We start from the raw sequence: 17373 nt of genomic DNA, 5'->3' as shown, positions 1-17373 counted from the left end.
CAACTTGTTCACCTCGCATAGCGAATCGTTTGTTTGGTTTCATGACGGGCAACGGCATGACCGATCAGCTTCTCGATCAGCTCGGAATAGGAAGTTCCGTCGGTACGTTCCCACATGACCGGATACATGCTGAAATTCGTAAATCCGGGTAAAGCGTTAATTTCGTTGAGGAACCATTCGCCATCTCCGTCAAGGAAGAAGTCGACGCGGGCGAGGCCCTCACAGCCATGGGCTTGGTAGGCCAAGATGGCCAGTTCACGAACTCGCGAGGTCAAGCCGTCCGCCAGCTTGGCGGGAATCGACATCGCCAGCCGCTTGTCCATGTACTTGGTTTCGTAATCGAAGAAAACGTGATCATGGATGAACTCGCCGGGCAACGATGCCAGGGGCCTTTCATTGCCGAGGACGGCTACTTGAATTTCCCTGCCGTCCACTTCGCGCTCGATTACGAGCTTCTTATCGTAGGAGAACGCCTCGCCGATACCGGTTAGGAGCTCCACTTGGTTTGTACACCTGCTGATGCCGATGCTGGAGCCTAGGGAAGCCGGCTTCACGTAGCAGGGATATCCAATACGATTCTCCACTTCACTCAGAATCGCTGTCTTATCCGATCTCCATTCTTCGAATCGGCAAGCCATAAATTCCGTCTGTCGAATGCCCGCTTGGGCCAAGACCTGCTTCGACATCGCCTTGTCCAAGGTAAGCGCGGACGACAGCACGCCGTTCCCGACGTACGGAACGTTCAACAGTTCCAGCAGGCCTTGCACCGTGCCGTCTTCCCCGTTAGAGCCGTGCAATAGCGGCAGAACGACTTTGGGACCGGGCAAAGCCATCATGCCCGACAGGATTTCGCCGATGGACCGAGCCGGGTCGCGAAGCTCGGGCTGCGCAATTAACCGTTCGACCGTCAATCCCACCTTGGAAAGTTGGCCGGGCGTGCACCACAAGCCGTCACGAGTAATGTAAACGGGATAAGCATCGAAGCGGCTTTCGTCAATGGAATGAAGGACCGTAACCGCTGTTTTTAACGACACTTCGTGTTCGACGGATTTGCCTCCGTACAGAACGTATAGCTTTGTTTTCATATCGATAACCCTCCAGGCGGAACTCTTGTCCGTTGCTCTACCTTCAAGATACCGCGGATGGCCAAGAGAGTTCGTAAAAGATCATAAAGGAAATCTTAAGAATTCCTTATTTGTGAATACGGGCGGTCGGTTGCGAAGACTATTTCTGATAAACTATAGCCAAATTAAAATAAAAACCGGAGAGATCCCATGAATCCCATTAAAATACTGATCGCTGACGACGATTTTGAAATCGCCCAACTGATCAAAATTTATTTGAATAACGAAGGATATCAGGTGCTCACGGCAAGCAACGGCCGCGAAGCCATGAATTTGATCGCCAAAGAATCCATCCAATTGATTATCCTTGACGTCATGATGCCGGAGATGGACGGCTTGGAGGTCGTGCGGGCGGTGCGCGCGGAGCACGGTATTCCGATCCTGATGCTGAGCGCCAAAACCGAGGATATCGATAAAATCTTGGGACTCACGACAAACGATGATTGACGATTTGTTCGAATTCACGAGGACGAGCGGCGGAATGGGGCTTCGACTGGCCCCGATCAATCTCGCCCAGATGCTCGCGCAATTGGCAGCGCAATTCCGTTTGCAATTTGAACAGGCGGAGATGGAGTGCCTCTTAACTCTCCCCGATCATCCGAACATCGTAGAAGCAGACGGGGATAAGCTTGTCCGTGTCTTCGAGAACTTGATCGTCAACGCGATCCAATATGGAAAGGATGGAAGGCAGGTCGATATCGCATTATCGAACAGCGACTCTGGGCAAGCCGTCGTGGAGATTACGAATTACGGCGAACCTTTGCCGGCATCCGTGATTCCGTTGTTATTCGAACGGTTTTATCGCGGCGAGCAATCCCGTTCGCGGAATACGGGCGGCTCGGGGCTCGGCCTCGCAATTGCCAAGAACATCGTTGAGCTGCATAATGGAGCGATTTCCGCAACGAGCGTCCAAGGGAGAACCACGTTTACGGTGAGGCTTCCCCTTAAAAAATAACGGCGGCAGCTTGTAAAGGGAAAGGCCATCCATCGAAAGGCCTCTCTTCAGTACTTGCCGTTACAGACTTGGTTTTTAATGAATCAGTTGTTGGTTACACGGCTTCAATAACGCTCGAAAATCCGTTCGGTCTTGTCAACTGTAAAGTCATAGATAGCTGAATGGCTAATAAGCCGCTAGGAGCCGGAAGGAAATAGCGGTAAAATGGAATACGAGAGCAGGGAGACCACCAAGATTACTTCTAAGGGGTCTCTTTTTCGTAAGCTCCAAGGAAGGAAGCGCTATCCATGATCATCGCTGTTGATGTATATTATGAGGAAAATAGAGCGAAATCGGTGGGGGTAATTTTTCAACGCTGGGAAGATTCTAAACCGCTTGAAGTCATCACGTCCTATACGGAAACCCCTCACGAATACGAAACGGGCTTTTTCTATAAACGAGAGCTCCCTTGCATACAGGAGCTGTTGAAGCTTACAGATATAAACCAAATACATACCCTTGTTGTGGATGGCTATGTCTATTTAGACAATGAGAAAAAGCCCGGGCTCGGACATTATGTTTACACAAATTATTTAGGGGAAATTCCAGTGATCGGCGTCGCCAAAAATGCTTTTCACAACAACGAAGCACTTGTCAGAAAGATTTACCGAGGCAGCAGCTCGAAGCCTTTGTATATAACCGCTGTCGGCATGGAGTTAGAAATCGCTGCCGAGCACATACAGAGCATGTACGGAGAATACCGATTTCCGCATCTGCTGAAATTGCTGGACAAGCAAACGAAGGAAGCCTGGCTATAACCATCAGGGGGATTCAATATGTTGTTTTGGAAGAAAGAAACGCAACTTGATCGAATAAAAAAGAAGCTCGAACAGGCCATGCGCAAAGATACGTCTTTGAAGGTGTTTGGAGCATCCTCGCACAAATATAAGGTTAATGAAAAGCTTACAGAAAAAGAGCTTGCGGACTGGCAAGCAAAGAACCGGGTCACGCTCCCGAAGCCGTATACGCAGTTTTTAACGAAAGTCGGAAATGGAGGTGCCGGGCCGTATTACGGGATGTATTCGATTGAAAAGGCCGCTTCCTATACCGATAAAAATGCACTTGCGGCAAAATGCGTTCTACACCCCGGAATGACAAAAGAGGATTGGAACGTTCTGATCGAGCCCCTGATTAATGATGAGGATATCTCCGACCCGGAATACGACGCGGTCCGCAATAGGGTGCTGGGCGGCATGATGTGCATTGGCACACAAGGCTGCGAATACGATATGTATCTCGTACTTGAAGGGGAGCATAGGGGAAAAGTCGTCTACACTTCAGATTTTTATCCAGACCATCCCTTTTTCTTTGTCTATGAAGACAACTTCCTGGACTGGTACGAGCGCTGGCTGGATGAAATTATACTGGATTACGACATCGCATGGTTTGGCAGCAGAATGCCGGGCGATGAAAATGCGTTGATTCAGGTTTATCAAAACGCCCCTGACGAAGAAATCAAATCAAAAGCGCTTGATGGAATGTTCAAGATCAAGAAAATCTCACAGCCAACCATTGATTTTTTGAAAAACGTGGCTGATCGTGGACAAAAAGATCGCACGACAGCCATTCAGCTGATCTGCAAAACCTCTGTTGACGCGGGGAGAGACTATCTTCTGGAGATGTTGCATTCGGATAGCGAAGAGGATTTATTGCAAGCCTTACAGATCCTGAACGGGTACGGTAAAGCTGTTGATTTAGCGGAATTTATAGAAGCGATATTGGAAAATCTCCACAGGGTACAAGACCCGGAAACGTTACGCCATGTGGGGTATGTTTTGGAATCTTCCGGCGCGATTACACTTCAAAACTTTGCGCCCTTTTTGCGCCACGCCGACTCGAATATACGAAACGCCGCCATCTATGCCACACGCAGCTGCGATGACAAATCGAAAGATTGGGAGATCATTGAACAGATGTTAATGGGCGGCGACAAGGAGGTTGTGAAAAACTCTATTCTATATTGGGGCATTATCCCTCATGAGAAGTTACTGCCATATTATAGAGCTGCATGGCCGGAATATAAAGACAACCCTAATTTCGGCTCAACCTCAAAATCAGTGCTTGATTAATAGCTTAACATCCGATGGCGGTTACATTCGATCAGAATGCCCGCTTTATAGCGACTGCGATTCCTTGTGAAATAATGGCGGCGTTGAAAGGCTTTAATACGATTATGGCGGCCTTCTACGGTTGCGTTTGTCCATCGGCATTGATGGTAATTCACGATTTCTTCCTGCCAATTGCGCATGGTCTTTAGCGCACTTTGGACGGCAGCGTGGTCGATCTGATCGCCTTGCGTACACCAACGCTCAAATCCCAGCTTGGCAACAGTATAGTTTGGCGAGCAGTCATACCAAGTCGTGAACGCTTCTTTCCATTCCCACATGCTGCGTAGCAGCGGGGAGTAATTCAGCATCGTGTCCAACTTCTTTGCACTTTCTTCACTCAGTGATTCGGCAGGCGGATTTAGCAGACGGTGGTTTGCTTTTAGATAAGTTTTGGCTCGCGGAGATAACGTTGGCTGAACAGTTTTACGAACTTCCTGTACGCTTTCAATCACATAACCGTGAACATGGAAACGGTCTGCGATGCGAATCGCTTTCGGGAAACACTCGCTGATCCAGGTGTGATACGCCTGAGCCAAATCCATGACCACTGCCTTCGGATCAAGCCGAAGGAACTCAGGGTGCGCCTGAGCGTACGCACGCAGCGCTTCCAGCTTTCGGCCCGGCAACAGGTCCAGCATCGTCTCGCCTTTGAGGTTGTGAATGCCGGTGTTATACGTATGACCCTTCTTGATCGCGAAGTCATCGACACCCAGAACCAGTTCAGCTGTTTCTTTTGCTTCTTCCCACACTTGTTTGTAAAGCGCATCGCAAAGAGCAGGGACCGCCTCGTTATGCATACGTTGTACGGTACTCGCCGGCGCTTGCTGTATCCGAGCGCCATGCGCGGCCGTGGACCCAAGCGCCTGTTCGACCGTATGGGAGCGGAAAAGCCTGCTGTAGCGCTGTTTGGGACCGACGAAATCGTATGCCCATACAAATCCGGCTTCACAGTTACTGCAAAACATACGAATGGTCGGCACGTGCAGATAGGTTTTCTTCTCAAAAACGGATAGATGTCGGACGGTTCGCATCCCATTGCTTCCCTTCCGAATCACTGCTTGATCTGAATCGCAGCATGGGCAGATTTGCTTGTCGTCTAGCGGCAAGGCTTCTATGTGAACTTCATCGTCATGAATGGATAACAGTTGATGAATCTTTAGCTCTGGTATGTCGAGCCATTCATTGATATACTGAGTTTGCATCTGTCTATTCCTTTTTGTTGTTGGGTAGGACTTACAACAATACAGGAGTAGCAGATGTTTTTCCATTTCTATCCTCAATTCATTTCGTCAAGCACTCATTTCGGTTTTGATCCGATTAGATAGTTAATAAATGGGGGGTAAAAGAAAAAAGGAGGGGCCGATTAGGCCGCTCCATGTTTGAAGCTTAATATTCTCCTTTGATCACGAAGAACGAGCCTCGGATCGTCCCGGCCAGCTTCGACTTCTGCCTTGCAAACAGGAAGTGCCGAAAGAAGTTGTGGAAAGCTTGCGGGAGAGAATGGATATTTTACTGTAACTCTATGGAATTCGACATCATTAACTCAAGAAATTCTGTGAAAGTATCGGCTGCTTTTTCAACTTCTTCGAATTCGGGCTCGTATCCGCGTACAATAGCACCATTTGTTAGATCAATCGCATAGAAGAAATATCCACCTTCAACCGACATAACTATCGGCAGATGATTATCCCACCATGCGGTTATTTCCGATTTCCAACGATCGTCGTCCATTGCAGCCTCTATACTGAGCAATTCAAACTCGTTCCACTTAAATTCATTATCCGAGCTATTATTGAATTCGTCCTCGCAAATAAACCAAGTCGTCTCGTTTGGTGTAACACATTTCTCAACCATGCTTAAAAATTCCAAATATTCATTTGGGATTTCTTTATATCTAGATGTGATGTTACTATGTAAATGTAATTGAGGCTCAGACTTTCGGGTGAGATCCCAACCGTTTTCATCAGCCCAACTCATAAATTCGGCAACTGTTTTATTCATATATTTCACCTTCCAATCCGATTTATACCCCAATTATATTATATTCTTGAACCTAACGTTGTCAGAAAGAAGTGGAGACATGATTGAGATTACCGGCGAACTGGTACGGCGATTAATCAATAGCCAATTTCCGGAATGGATGAGTCTAGATATAGAGCTCGTAGCCAAAAGCGGCCATGATAATCGCACCTATCGACTGGGCCGTGAGTTGACCGTTCGACTACCGAGTCATGAAAGTTACGCCTCGGCTATTCAGAAGGAGCTAACGTGGCTTCCCATTTTCAAGCCTCATCTGTCTTTGCCCATTCCGGTTCCCGTTGCACATGGCAAGCCCTCGAACGAATATCCTCTTCCATGGTCTATTAACCGATGGATTGAGGGCGACACCGTCACGCATGACAACGTTCTCGATTTAGGCGAATTTGCCGAGGACCTTGCGAGGTTTTTGAAAGAATTGGAGGCCATAGACTCAAGCAAGGGCATCCCGGCAGGCGTCCAGAACTTTCATCGAGGGGGAGACCTTGCGGTTTACGATGACGATACAAGGTCTATTATCGAAACCCTGTCGGGTCAATACGATCAAAGGCTGCTAACGGAAATATGGGAGCTCTCTCTTGCGACAAGATACTCCTTGGCACCCTTATGGCTGCATGGAGACGTTGCAGTAGGCAATCTGCTCGTGAGGGATGGACGGCTATGCGGCGTTATTGATTTCGGAACTATGGGCGTGGGCGATCCTTCGAGCGATCTTGTGATGGCCTGGAACTTTTTTGACGACGCCAGCCGGGAGATCTTCTTGAAACGGATGAATTTTGATGCGGATACCGTTAATCGTGCACGCGGCTGGGCCCTATGGAAAGCGCTCATCACCTACGCTTGGAATGACAAGGACTCGGAAGCCTCGGTCTGGGGCAAACAGGCGATAGATGATATCATCCAAGACTACAATCGGTTATAAGCGAACCATCCTAATTGCTATTCATAACAAGTCTATACTTGTTAAAAATCCAAGAGTTAATCATAGCATTCATCGCACTTTTGCTTATTCGAACAGGTGGTTTCTGCTCTTGCCAAGTATCTGCTAAGGGTACTGAAAAACGAAGCGGCTTTGTCATTTTCTTGATATTGCTCGCTACTTCGTCAAAAAACGCATAAGTTAACGGCCGATGTTCCCGAATATCCTCGTAAATATAATATTTCCCTTTTTCATCCTCCAAATCAATTTGAAAGCCTCTGGGAAAGGAAAGCATTATATAGGGTAACTCGTCCTCTGCCCATTGCTGAATGAAGGGAAAACGAACGCCTTCATTCCTTACAAAAAAACCGGAGCTTTCGTTTCCAGTATTAAGAGAAATAGAATATACGAAGAAGGGATAGTACTCGGGCTTATTTTGCATGATAAAATAGGCTCAATCTCAATACCAGTGCTTGACCTATATGTTTTTTCACACAAGTTGCCCCCAAAACTGTTCGTCAAAGCCTGTTGTATGAAAAACCACACAAAATCGTGCAAAGATATCTAAAAAAGCGGAAATTTGTACGACATTTCATATAAAGTACCTGTCATCGTCTGAAAAAGACCGTTCCGTGTGCGAAAAATCATACAAAACAGAGCATCCCTTTCTGGCGTGCTCCAGCCAACCTCACAAGTCAAGCACTCATTTCGGTTTTGAACCATAAAATATTGATAAAACCTTCTATATGCCTCGCATACTTCATCTAAATTATGTTCTGTGCGGGCACTATTGGTAAGATGAAATTTTGCTTGTTTTTGCTCAAAGCCCTTCAATACGCCTTCAAGCTCCTCCGGCGTTATGAAAAACTTCTGTTTATACGCTCCGCTATGTTTCAATCCATCCACCTCCGGTTATTGTCGTGCACACCTTCTTTTATTCATAAGAAATCGTGCCTTCGATACAAGTAACCGCACGACCGCCGACTAGAATTTCTCCGTTATCCCGAAATCGAACTTCGACCCTGCCATTTCGCCCTACACAATATCCCTGACTGGCAACATAGTTCGGTTTTTTTATCAGCTCGAGCTTTCTAACGAGAGCAGCCACACATCCATTGCCGCTGCCGCACACAGGGTCTTCATCTATTCCCTCGTTAGGAGCAAAAGACCGGACCTCAAGATCAGACTCTGTATTTTCAGAATCTAGACCAAATACAGTAACACCCGTTACTCCTGTCGGAATCCATGTAGAAAGCTTCGCCATGTCTGGACGCAGATCTCGAACCTCGTGCGCATCAGATAGCTGCAGCGTAATCCATACTGCTCCAACATCAATCGTTGCACCTGCACTTACACTATGCGAAGATACTCCCAAAGCACTGGCGAGTTCAATTAAATCAGCGGGTTGTATACTTTGCACATTAGGCTCAGGCAAGCTAAGGAATAGTTTATCTTCATCCACAAAAATAGAGACTAACCCGCTTCCGCACTCCTGTATCAATAATCCCTCTTTCTTCTGTCTAAGACCATGTTTGAGTACAGCAAAAGCCGATCCTATAGTAGGATGTCCTGCAAATGGAAGCTCGCTGTTAGGGGTAAAAATACGCAATCTATAGTCGGCTCGAGGGTCCGTTGGCGTGCATACAAAGGTGGTTTCAGATAGGTTGGTCCAATTAGCAATAGCTTGCATCTCCACCGTTGACAGTTCATCCCCATCGAGAACTACGGCAACGGGGTTGCCCTTAAATCGAACATCTGTAAATACATCTACTTGTTGAAACGGAGCTTGGCGATTCATACCTTTCTCCTCCTGTCTATTGCAGGCGCCTACAATATAAATCTCTCAATTGCAACAGCAACGCCATCGTTATCATTCGAATCGGTTACGTGGGCCGCACAATTCTTTAGTTCAATTATCGCATTTTTCATTGCGACCGGGAATCCGGACATATGGAATAGACCTAAATCGTTATAATCATCCCCGAAGACCATGACATTTTCCGATTTCACCCCGATATCGCTTAACACCCCTTGTACAGCTTTTTCCTTTGAGGCTGATTTATGCATGATTTGGACCAATACTCCATCATCTGTTGCGATTACGTTCACATGGTCACCGAATTGATCGCATAGATCCCTCCATGAGTTGCAGCCTAAAACCAATATTTTAATCGGGGAAAGTAAACTCATATCATCTTTATCGATCACCTGAGGCCTCGGATCATTCGAGCGAATCCCTAATTGAGCGACTTGGGAGTCGGGGACGGGCCTACATGTATACCATAAATCATTAACCTCGTATGAGACGATCGATTGTGGTACTCGTAACTCGATGAATTGATTTATCTGCTGACTAATCTCCATAGGGATACTAATGTGCCGTTCATTTTGCTTAGATTTGCATACAACTAAGGCGCCGTTGTAATAAATCATGTAGTCTACAAAAGGAAACTTCTCCAAAAATCGATTAGCCGCTCTAGGCGGCCGCGCTGTGGCAATAATAATATGAATTCCCGAATCAAAACATCTTTTAACAGCCTGATAATTCCTACAAGATATCGATTTATCACTGTCGAGCAAGGTCCCGTCCAAGTCCAATACAATTGCCTGAATGTTAGACATCTGTACCTCCCGCATAATAGGTTAAATTGGTAAGATTCTACTATCTGATGTAGGTACTGTCAACAAAGAAAGTTGCATTGTCCTGCCTGTAGTTGGGTGCATTCTAGCTAACGAAGCTATCGACGAAAATACAAAAGGAGCTGCCGCCGGCAGCTCCTTTGCTTCTATATAGATCTGGTTTGAGCAGTATCATCCTTTCGCCTTTCTACCCACAGGAATACTCTGAGCAAAACGAAACACATTATGAGGATCGTACTTTCGTTTCACCCGCTTCAATCTACGGAAATTGCCCCCGTAATACGCCTTGGGCCAATTCTTAATCTGCAAATCTGGAAAGTTCACATAATCCCCTTTAACAAAAGGGCGTAGCGCTCTGCGGAACCTTTCCACCCACCGAATATTCCGCTGCTGCTCCTTGTTGTTCCTCCAGCGGGCCGACAGTTCGTAGATGATCTCAGCCTTTCGATGGGGATAGGCCGTTGCCGTAGCCGCTACCCGGCTCACCGCGCTTCCTGCACCGCCCAAGCTTTGACTCCATACGGTAGAGTGCCTGTTCGGCGCTTTGGACAGAAAGTCGCGTATAATTCGTACTCCTTCACGGGGCAAAGGTTGAAACCCATATGCCCCGGTTATTTTGAACTTCGGTTCCAAATTCAGGTCCGATTCGGCGAAAAATCGGGTCGCTTCAATAAAAGGTACTGTCTTGACCATCACCTTGATCGGAGTGCCTGTTCGCAAGAGCGGCCTAATCAATCGACGCAGCTCCTCTGCGCCGCCAAGCAATTGTCCGGTAGAGACAATCGTTCCCACCTGCTTGGCAGACACCTCAATGGTTGAGGTTAAGCGGTTTGTGACAGACGGGGCCCAGCACTGCCAGGCCGGCAGCACCTTCTCAAGATCGGCCCATTTCCACGTAATACTGTAGATAGAAACCGATGAAATGGGTCTAACCCGAAAAGTATAGGCAGTAGCAACGCCAAAGTTCCCTCCCCCGCCGCCTCGCGATGCCCATAACAGATCGGAATGCTTCCTGCTGTTTGCCACAATCGCCTTTGCCCCATACCGCCCCGAAGCTACGACCATCTTCACTTGTTTCAGGTTATCGCACGTAAGACCATATTTGCGGGACAGAAGTCCAATGCCGCCTCCCAGGGTAAGCCCGGCTACGCCTACGTCGGGCGCAGTTCCAGCTGGAAGCGTCACGCGCTTATTCCACAGCTTCCTGTATACACGGGCAAGCGGATTTCCCGTCTGTACAATGGCTACCCTATTTTTGCGATCGACCTTAACTTTGTTCATCTCGCTCACATCGATAATAATACCGCCATTGACAGTCGAGAAGCCTTCATAGCTGTGCCGCCCGCTGCGCGCTCGCAGCCGTACGCCCCGCTCGCGGGCCCATTTGACTGCGTTGATCACATCCTGGGTTCGCCGGCAAAAAACAATGACTCTTGGAAACTTGGAAAAACGTCTGTTGAACTCCATTCTGGCCGCATTGTATGACGGATTATCCGGAAATACGATCCTTCCGGTTAGTTGCGTACCTGTCTTTTTCCGGTTTTGCGCCATCCCGTTTGCACCGTCCCTGTTCCTGACATAAGCCTTGCTCATCAGCTTATATTTATGTAGGGATACCTGACCTAGTAACGGCAAATGCCTTGTTTCCAGCACTAGAATCTCCTTCAGACGCCCGAGTTATAACAACCGCTCCAATCGTCAATAGTGTTACTACCGAGTCGTCTGACGGCCCCACAAATTGGAATAAGGAGCCCGCCCATTGCAAGCATACGTTGAAGTTATTATTCGAACGATCGCCGCTTTTGTCCTCCTCATGATCACGTCGAGAATTCTCGGCAAGCAGACGATATCCAATATGACCTTTCATGACTTCGTGAGCGGCATCACACTGGGCGCTATTGCAGCCAATTTGGCGTTTAAAGATAAGCTCAACCATTGGCCCATCGTCGTGTCCCTGCTGATGTTCTTTGGAATTTCTTTTCTTGTATCCAAGATAGCGCTCAAAAGCCGGGCATGGAACCGGTGGGTATCCGGTACTCCGACTGTCGTCATCGAGAACGGCGAAATTCTCGAGAACAACATGCGAAAAATCCGCTACACGTTGGACTCCTTGGTCCAATCTTTGCGTGAGAAGGGGATTTTTAATATGGAAGAGGTCGAGTATGCTTGCTTGGAGGATCACGGAAAGCTGTCGGTTAAGAAAAAAGCGAGCATGAGTGGGTAACGCGCAAAGATCTGAAGCTGCACGTCGCAGCCATCCAGTCGTTCCCTGTCGAGCTGATTATGGACGGTAAAATCATCGAAGACAATCTCTCTCACAACGGGCTGACCGTCCAATGGCTGGAGCAGGTGCTGCGGCAGCGGAGCAAGTCCGTATCCGACGTGTTCTATGCCGTGAGAGGTACACAGAATCAGTTATATTTTGACTACTATCGGGACCACATTGACAAGCCTATCGACTAATGCCCTAACAAAAACGCCCCCTTCAGGGGGCGCAGTCTCTAGATTTATTAGCAAGCTTTGAATTCGTCTTAATAAGGATCCGCCTCGCGGCTCTCTTTCACCGCTTCTTTGACCGCTTGATTAGCATCCAACGAACCTTGGCCATATTTGGAGATACCCGCATCGCGGCCAGGAGCTTTGTATTCCGTTTCCGTCTGAGCGATGTCTTTCATTTTCTTTTCAATGCCTTCCCTCACGCGGCGACCGTAGTTCTCATCTGCTTGCGTGAAGTGCCCGATCATGGTCTCTTGAATGCGTTTATCGCATACCGCAAGCGCTTCGGACAGATTTTTGATCAACTCCTCGCGTTCCCAATCTGCAAATTTGCGGTACGTCTCCCCCGCTTGTCCATAGTTATTCGGGCGATCGATAGGCTCACTCATTACCGCCGCGTTATAGGCAGGTCGGTGCGGAGGACGCTCTTCCTTACTTGCTTCCTGAAAGCCGCCGATCATGGACGGTTCGTAGTTAATATGCGGACTTTCTCCGGACTCCTTCGGATTGCGGAAATCCATTTGGCCCCTATGCTGGTTCGAATGAACCTGCGCTTTCGGCGCATTCACGGGCAGTTGCAGATAGTTGGCCCCAACGCGATAGCGCTGCGTGTCGGAGTATGAGAAGGTGCGGCCCTGCAGCATTTTATCGTCGGAGAAGTCCATTCCGTCGACAAGAACTCCCGTACCGAAAGCGGCCTGTTCAATTTCCGCATGGAAATCAACCGGATTGCGATCCAGAACCATTCGTCCCACCGACAACCAAGGAAACTGATCTTCCGGCCAAAGCTTCGTATCGTCAAGCGGATCAAAATCAAGCTCCGGATGGTAATCGTCCTCCATGATTTGCACATAAAGCTCCCATTCCGGAAAATCCCCTCGCGCAATGGCCTCATATAAATCTTGCGTCGCATGACTCACATTTTTCGCCTGTATCGCATCTGCCTCTTCTTGGATTAAATTGCGGATCCCTTGCTTCGGTTCCCAGTGATACTTCACCAACACCGCATCGCCTCTGTCATTCACCCACTTATAGGTGTTGACGCCAGACCCCTGTATATGGCGGTAGGTTGCGGGAATCCCCCAGGGGGAGAACAAGAAGGTAATCATATGGGTAGCCTCGGGCGTACGGGAAACGAAGTCGAACATCCGCTGCGGGTTAGGTACGTTCGAGGCCGGATCCGCCTTAAAGGCATGGATCATATCGGGGAATTTCATCGCATCGCGTATGAAGAAAATTTTCAAATTGTTCCCCACCAGATCCCAATTCCCGTCCTCCGTATACATTTTTACAGCAAAACCGCGCGGGTCTCTTGCAGTCTCCGGCGAATCCTTCGCTCCTGCTACGGTAGAAAACCTGACCATTAACGGCGTTCGTTTGCCGGCCCCGGAAAACACTTTCGCCCGCGTGTATTTCTCTACGGGCTCGTCTCCAACCTTCCCATACGTTTCAAAATATCCAAATGCCCCCGCTCCCCGAGCATGGACCACCCGTTCCGGCACTTCTTCCCGGTCGAAATGAGAAATTTTTTCGATGAAATGGTAATTCTCCAGCGTACCCGGCCCCCGATTGCCAACGGTTCTGATATTCTGATTATCCGTTACGGGATGGCCCTGTCGTGTTGTCAATGTTTCGCGATGTACGTCTTTCCGATGATCCGTCATAAAATCGCTTCCTCCAGATTTTTCGTATTAGACTCCCCTCTGTTTGGAATTTTTATGTAGAAATAAGGCTGTCCCATAAGTAAGGTCGTGCAAGACGATTCTCTATCGATCGTCTTTTTGTACGACTCTTTTGCTTATGGGACAGCCCCTGATTACTTCAATATTCTCCTTTAATGACGAAGAACGAACCTCGAATTGTGCCAGCCAGCTTGGACTTCTGTCGGGCAAACTTGAACTTCTTCTCTTCCAGCTCCTTGGGGACTTCCATCCCTTCCGACAGCTTAAATCCAACGGCCCGCTTCTTAGGATCATCGATCGTATACAAGACGTTGATCGCTAGACCATCCTCGTAAAAGACGAACGCCCAATCGATATTTTCTACTTGGAAGCGCGATGTTTCAAGAGGCTGGGCCGCAAACTCAATCCCGCGTTCTTCTTTCAAAACCCGGTTCACATAATTGAGCGTCTCCTGGCTTTCGCTGGCGGGTTCGACCGTAAATTCGTGCTTGTATTTGTTCATGAAGTAACGGGCTTCATTCGCACGCAGACCGGCAAGCGCCTCTGCTACTGGCGAAGATTCCAGACCAGCCGTAGACACATTCTTAAAATCGACGATAGTAGACATCCTCATTCCTCCTGTGCTCTTTTACTTCTTTACAACCGGAATTCGCATTTCCCCATATACGAAGCCGACATTCTTCCCCATCTCAACGGTTGCATTGGGTTTTTGATCAAGCGATTTGTTTTTTACTTGATGAGTTTATAATAACCATAAATGATGTCAAAATATGATACTGTTTAGAGGGGCTGATGAAAAAGGAAAGAAGAATCAAGAAGAAGATGAAGAACAACTAGGCAAACAGGAATAAGCCTTCAACCTTGTCCTAGAACTTGATCCGAAGGCGATTGCCCGTTCAAAAAATACCATCCCTTAAAATTCAGTTGCACAATGATCGATATTGAAGAAGGTGTATATACCTCCTGAAGACTGCCCCAATTCGCCCTGTGGGGTATCTCGCATCGGAAGGAGGTATATACACCTTTACCTTGTTCATCGATTTCCTTCAGTTACGGTGATTCACTTGCTGTCTCCGCAGCTACTGGCGACTTCATCAATTCTTGAACGGAGCCAAGAAACGGGCGTATCGACTTGACCATGCCGTATCCTAACTTCACGACCGGGATAAACCGCTGGATCATGCCGAACAACCCTCCTATACCGCCGAGACCGCCTCCGAGTCCACCACCGAGTCCACCGCCAAGCCCGCCGCCTAACGCCCCGAACAATGAGCCCATATTCGGTAGAAAGGCAGATATTCGGACATCCGGCTTGCGCAAGCGGGAACGGCTGAACGGCTTATGCCAATCTTTTCGACGGCTGCCGGAGCGACTGCCCGAGCCATGGGAGCCGCCTCTGTGCCGCTTAGGCCGAGGACCCCGCTTCCCGGGCGATGTGCGCGGCGGGAGCACTCCAGCGTTAGCCAGCGTCAAGCCGGTGCTGTGGATGTCGGTGATGTAACCGACGTATGTCTTTCCGCTGTGTAGGGTAATGCATACCGGCCGGCCCTTCAGCCGTTTAGCCCTAGCGAATACCTCTTTGGATTGTGCCATGAAAGTTCACCTCGCTCACCTGGTTATGGTTCATTGTACGTCAGGGGCGGGTGTTCTGCTTGTGTGAATACAGCATCGCGTCGATCGCATACTTCAGTTCAACGTCTTCCCCGTTCATCACGCTTGCTTTGAACGTATCTTCATTTAAGGGGATTTTGATGTCGGGAACCGCGCCTCCGACTCCGAATGAGTCGGCATCTCCCTGAACCTTTTTGTTCGAATTGAGCGACCTTCCATCCGGGAATTGGACGACGTAATCTCCCGGCATCTTGATTTCGATAGGACTGCTCATAATTCCGAACGAACCGGCCGTTGAGGTAAACCCTACGATTTTGACATTCGGCTCGCCTTTTAGAACAAGGGGCATCCCTTCTCCCGAGCTCCCGGTTCTGCTGTTAATCAAGATGGCCACGGGCCCGTCGAAATAAGGCTTGGCAGGTTTGGCCTTGACGACTTCATTCCGATTCAATTCAAATTTACCCGTATATCTGTTGTAATAACTGACATATTCGTAGTGCTTTATCTCCTTGACGAAGAAACCGGCCAGATCGGCGGCAAGCTGGTCTTCCCCGCCCGGATTGTTCCGCAGATCGATGACCAAGCCTTTTGCGTGTCTGTCCTGGAACATTTTCAATAGGTCTGCTAGGCTCTTCTCCGGCGATGCGACGCTTGAGTCGGGAAGAAAATGCTTGATTTTCACATATCCATAGCCGTTTTCAAGAATTTCGCCTTCAATGGGGGAAGCATCCAGATCGGCTTGTGTGAATCTAATTTTCGTCTTCTTCAACGTCTCGTATTGATCGTCGTATGCCGTCAGCTTCGTACGGGTAGTATCCGACTCCCCCCAATTACGAAATTCGACCTGTATTTCCTTGCCGATGGGCGCACGCGCCATAAATCGTCCCTGATTGAGTCTCTTCACCTCATCCGTAGCCATGCTGCTCTCGCTCCAAGTCGTCCGGTTGAACGATTCCTTCCCCGTTTTCCCGTCCCACGCGACGATTTCCGCCCCTAGCTTTATTCCGCTCTTTGCCGCCGGGCTGTTCTCCAAAACCAGACTTACAAGAACTCTACCATTGTCCAATTGAACGGTGCTCAATCCGAAGCCGCCGCCAACTTCCCGTTTAAATACCGTGTTCCCGTCGTACACATTATCGTTAACGATTTTGATATGTCCGTCCCGCAGAGAAAACAGGTATTCTCTTAACGTTTTATAGTACAAGTCGAAGTTTTGGGTTTTCTCGGCTTGTTTGAATATGGGCTCGTACTTGCTTCGGAGCTCGTTCCAGTCGATCTTCTTCCATTCCCCGAACGGATATTCCCGCGACAATCTTTCATTCATGGCGACGAACGCCTTGGAGTAGCTCATGCCGCTAAAATCGCTAGCAGGGTTATACCGCATTACACCCGCATTTGCTACTGCAAACACAATGAGAGCAGCTCCGCATACACAGATGATGCTCCTCACGACCCTGAATGCTTTCTTCTTCGGAGCCGCCCAAGCCTTAGGCTTTAGCAGCCTCCCAATTGTGCATATGAACACGAGCAGCGTCAGCGACCCGATGACCAGAGCCAGAAGGGTCGTATCTCCGGACAGGACGCTTGCAATAGCTACGAGCACACCCGCACTGGGTAAAAAATCAAACCATCTGTAATGCTTCTTGATAGGTACCGCGTAAACCGTCAATACGAATAGACTGACGATGCACATCGCCCACTCGTAGACCGTCAACCATTTCACCGAATCGATCGTTCCGATAACGCTCATTATCCGTCTCCT

17 protein-coding genes and 1 pseudogene are annotated in these 17373 nt (G+C 48.5%); 6 read left to right on the top strand and 12 right to left on the bottom strand.

Annotated elements, in window-relative coordinates; translation table 11 throughout:
- Positions 1-8 precede the first annotated feature (8 nt).
- Positions 9-1085: a D-alanine--D-alanine ligase family protein gene (locus J4772_RS36075; protein WP_209073583.1), complete on the bottom strand. Its 1077-nt coding sequence runs from the start codon at positions 1083-1085 to the stop codon at positions 9-11.
- Positions 1086-1274: 189 nt separating this feature from the next.
- Between J4772_RS36075 and J4772_RS36070 the strand changes: the two genes are divergently transcribed.
- From J4772_RS36070 to J4772_RS36055, 4 genes are all read left to right on the top strand, one after another.
- Positions 1275-1571: a response regulator gene (locus J4772_RS36070; RefSeq protein WP_247740950.1), complete on the top strand. Its 297-nt coding sequence runs from the start codon at positions 1275-1277 to the stop codon at positions 1569-1571.
- Positions 1564-2079 (top strand): sensor histidine kinase, encoded by a 516-nt coding sequence (locus J4772_RS36065; RefSeq protein WP_209073582.1) that lies wholly within the window; start codon positions 1564-1566, stop codon positions 2077-2079. Before J4772_RS36070 ends, J4772_RS36065 begins: the two co-directional genes overlap by 8 nt.
- Positions 2080-2366: 287 nt before the next feature.
- The gene (locus J4772_RS36060; protein WP_209073581.1) at positions 2367-2876 is read left to right on the top strand and encodes an endonuclease V; all 510 of its coding nucleotides are present in this window, start codon (positions 2367-2369) and stop codon (positions 2874-2876) included.
- Between the two features lie 18 nt (positions 2877-2894).
- The gene (locus tag J4772_RS36055) at positions 2895-4187 is read left to right on the top strand and encodes an SMI1/KNR4 family protein (protein ID WP_209073580.1); all 1293 of its coding nucleotides are present in this window, start codon (positions 2895-2897) and stop codon (positions 4185-4187) included.
- Here the strand turns inward: J4772_RS36055 and J4772_RS36050 are convergent.
- Both J4772_RS36050 and J4772_RS36045 read right to left on the bottom strand, forming a co-directional pair.
- A complete protein-coding gene (locus tag J4772_RS36050; protein WP_247740839.1) occupies positions 4184-5494 on the bottom strand; it encodes an ISL3 family transposase in 1311 nt (436 codons plus the stop codon). The genes J4772_RS36055 and J4772_RS36050 overlap by 4 nt on opposite strands.
- Before the next feature lie 241 nt (positions 5495-5735).
- Positions 5736-6227: an SMI1/KNR4 family protein gene (locus J4772_RS36045; protein ID WP_209073579.1), complete on the bottom strand. Its 492-nt coding sequence runs from the start codon at positions 6225-6227 to the stop codon at positions 5736-5738.
- A 79-nt stretch (positions 6228-6306) separates the two neighbouring features.
- On the opposite strand from J4772_RS36045, the gene J4772_RS36040 reads away from it, so the two are divergent.
- Positions 6307-7185 carry an aminoglycoside phosphotransferase family protein gene (locus J4772_RS36040; RefSeq protein WP_209073578.1) on the top strand — a complete coding sequence of 293 codons (879 nt, stop codon included), beginning with the start codon at positions 6307-6309 and terminating at the stop codon, positions 7183-7185.
- 10 nt (positions 7186-7195) lie between these two features.
- Here the strand turns inward: J4772_RS36040 and J4772_RS36035 are convergent, their stop codons facing one another.
- From J4772_RS36035 to J4772_RS36015, 5 genes are all read right to left on the bottom strand, one after another.
- Complete coding sequence (locus tag J4772_RS36035) at positions 7196-7624, bottom strand: hypothetical protein (RefSeq protein WP_247740949.1); 429 nt, start codon at positions 7622-7624, stop codon at positions 7196-7198.
- A gap of 122 nt (positions 7625-7746) precedes the next feature.
- Positions 7747-8079 (bottom strand): hypothetical protein, encoded by a 333-nt coding sequence (locus J4772_RS36030; protein WP_209073577.1) that lies wholly within the window; start codon positions 8077-8079, stop codon positions 7747-7749.
- 37 nt (positions 8080-8116) lie between these two features.
- Positions 8117-8980, bottom strand: coding sequence for a PhzF family phenazine biosynthesis protein (locus J4772_RS36025; RefSeq protein ID WP_209073576.1), 864 nt, complete (start codon positions 8978-8980; stop codon positions 8117-8119).
- Positions 8981-9009: 29 nt separating this feature from the next.
- Positions 9010-9804, bottom strand: coding sequence for a Cof-type HAD-IIB family hydrolase (locus J4772_RS36020; RefSeq protein ID WP_209073575.1), 795 nt, complete (start codon positions 9802-9804; stop codon positions 9010-9012).
- A 189-nt stretch (positions 9805-9993) separates the two neighbouring features.
- Entirely contained in the window at positions 9994-11373 is a 1380-nt protein-coding gene (locus J4772_RS36015; protein WP_209077649.1) for an FAD-binding oxidoreductase, read from the bottom strand.
- A 262-nt stretch (positions 11374-11635) separates the two neighbouring features.
- On the opposite strand from J4772_RS36015, the pseudogene J4772_RS36010 reads away from it, so the two are divergent.
- Positions 11636-12285: pseudogene (locus tag J4772_RS36010) on the top strand (DUF421 domain-containing protein).
- 68 nt (positions 12286-12353) lie between these two features.
- On the opposite strand, the gene J4772_RS36005 reads toward J4772_RS36010, so the two are convergent.
- From J4772_RS36005 to J4772_RS35990, 4 genes are all read right to left on the bottom strand, one after another.
- Entirely contained in the window at positions 12354-13982 is a 1629-nt protein-coding gene (locus J4772_RS36005; protein ID WP_209073574.1) for a catalase, read from the bottom strand.
- 157 nt (positions 13983-14139) lie between these two features.
- Positions 14140-14607 carry a phage tail protein gene (locus J4772_RS36000; protein WP_209073573.1) on the bottom strand — a complete coding sequence of 156 codons (468 nt, stop codon included), beginning with the start codon at positions 14605-14607 and terminating at the stop codon, positions 14140-14142.
- A 443-nt stretch (positions 14608-15050) separates the two neighbouring features.
- A complete protein-coding gene (locus J4772_RS35995) occupies positions 15051-15593 on the bottom strand; it encodes a hypothetical protein (protein ID WP_209073572.1) in 543 nt (180 codons plus the stop codon).
- Positions 15594-15633: 40 nt separating this feature from the next.
- Entirely contained in the window at positions 15634-17361 is a 1728-nt protein-coding gene (locus tag J4772_RS35990) for a S41 family peptidase (protein ID WP_209073571.1), read from the bottom strand.
- Positions 17362-17373: the final 12 nt, after the last annotated feature.

It is taken from the genome of Cohnella sp. LGH (assembly GCF_017671885.1).
Taxonomy (GTDB): Bacteria; Bacillota; Bacilli; order Paenibacillales; family Paenibacillaceae; genus Cohnella; species Cohnella phaseoli.
The sequence above is the reverse complement of the archived record's forward strand: the minus strand, read 5'-3'. Positions and strand labels throughout refer to the sequence as shown.

What these genes read in the sequence shown, in the direction of transcription:
- J4772_RS36045 (WP_209073579.1), bottom strand. Translation starts at nt 6,227, where the DNA reads ATGAATAAAACAGTTGCCGAATTTATGAGTTGGGCTGATGAAAACGGT.
- J4772_RS36070 (WP_247740950.1), top strand. Translation starts at nt 1,275, where the DNA reads ATGAATCCCATTAAAATACTGATCGCTGACGACGATTTTGAAATCGCC.
- J4772_RS36025 (WP_209073576.1), bottom strand. Translation starts at nt 8,980, where the DNA reads ATGAATCGCCAAGCTCCGTTTCAACAAGTAGATGTATTTACAGATGTT.
- J4772_RS36040 (WP_209073578.1), top strand. Translation starts at nt 6,307, where the DNA reads ATGATTGAGATTACCGGCGAACTGGTACGGCGATTAATCAATAGCCAA.
- J4772_RS36055 (WP_209073580.1), top strand. Translation starts at nt 2,895, where the DNA reads ATGTTGTTTTGGAAGAAAGAAACGCAACTTGATCGAATAAAAAAGAAG.
- J4772_RS35990 (WP_209073571.1), bottom strand. Translation starts at nt 17,361, where the DNA reads ATGAGCGTTATCGGAACGATCGATTCGGTGAAATGGTTGACGGTCTAC.
- J4772_RS35995 (WP_209073572.1), bottom strand. Translation starts at nt 15,593, where the DNA reads ATGGCACAATCCAAAGAGGTATTCGCTAGGGCTAAACGGCTGAAGGGC.
- J4772_RS36015 (WP_209077649.1), bottom strand. Translation starts at nt 11,373, where the DNA reads ATGGCGCAAAACCGGAAAAAGACAGGTACGCAACTAACCGGAAGGATC.
- J4772_RS36035 (WP_247740949.1), bottom strand. Translation starts at nt 7,624, where the DNA reads ATGCAAAATAAGCCCGAGTACTATCCCTTCTTCGTATATTCTATTTCT.
- J4772_RS36060 (WP_209073581.1), top strand. Translation starts at nt 2,367, where the DNA reads ATGATCATCGCTGTTGATGTATATTATGAGGAAAATAGAGCGAAATCG.
- J4772_RS36065 (WP_209073582.1), top strand. Translation starts at nt 1,564, where the DNA reads ATGATTGACGATTTGTTCGAATTCACGAGGACGAGCGGCGGAATGGGG.
- J4772_RS36000 (WP_209073573.1), bottom strand. Translation starts at nt 14,607, where the DNA reads ATGTCTACTATCGTCGATTTTAAGAATGTGTCTACGGCTGGTCTGGAA.
- J4772_RS36020 (WP_209073575.1), bottom strand. Translation starts at nt 9,804, where the DNA reads ATGTCTAACATTCAGGCAATTGTATTGGACTTGGACGGGACCTTGCTC.
- J4772_RS36050 (WP_247740839.1), bottom strand. Translation starts at nt 5,494, where the DNA reads ATGGAAAAACATCTGCTACTCCTGTATTGTTGTAAGTCCTACCCAACA.
- J4772_RS36005 (WP_209073574.1), bottom strand. Translation starts at nt 13,982, where the DNA reads ATGACGGATCATCGGAAAGACGTACATCGCGAAACATTGACAACACGA.
- J4772_RS36075 (WP_209073583.1), bottom strand. Translation starts at nt 1,085, where the DNA reads ATGAAAACAAAGCTATACGTTCTGTACGGAGGCAAATCCGTCGAACAC.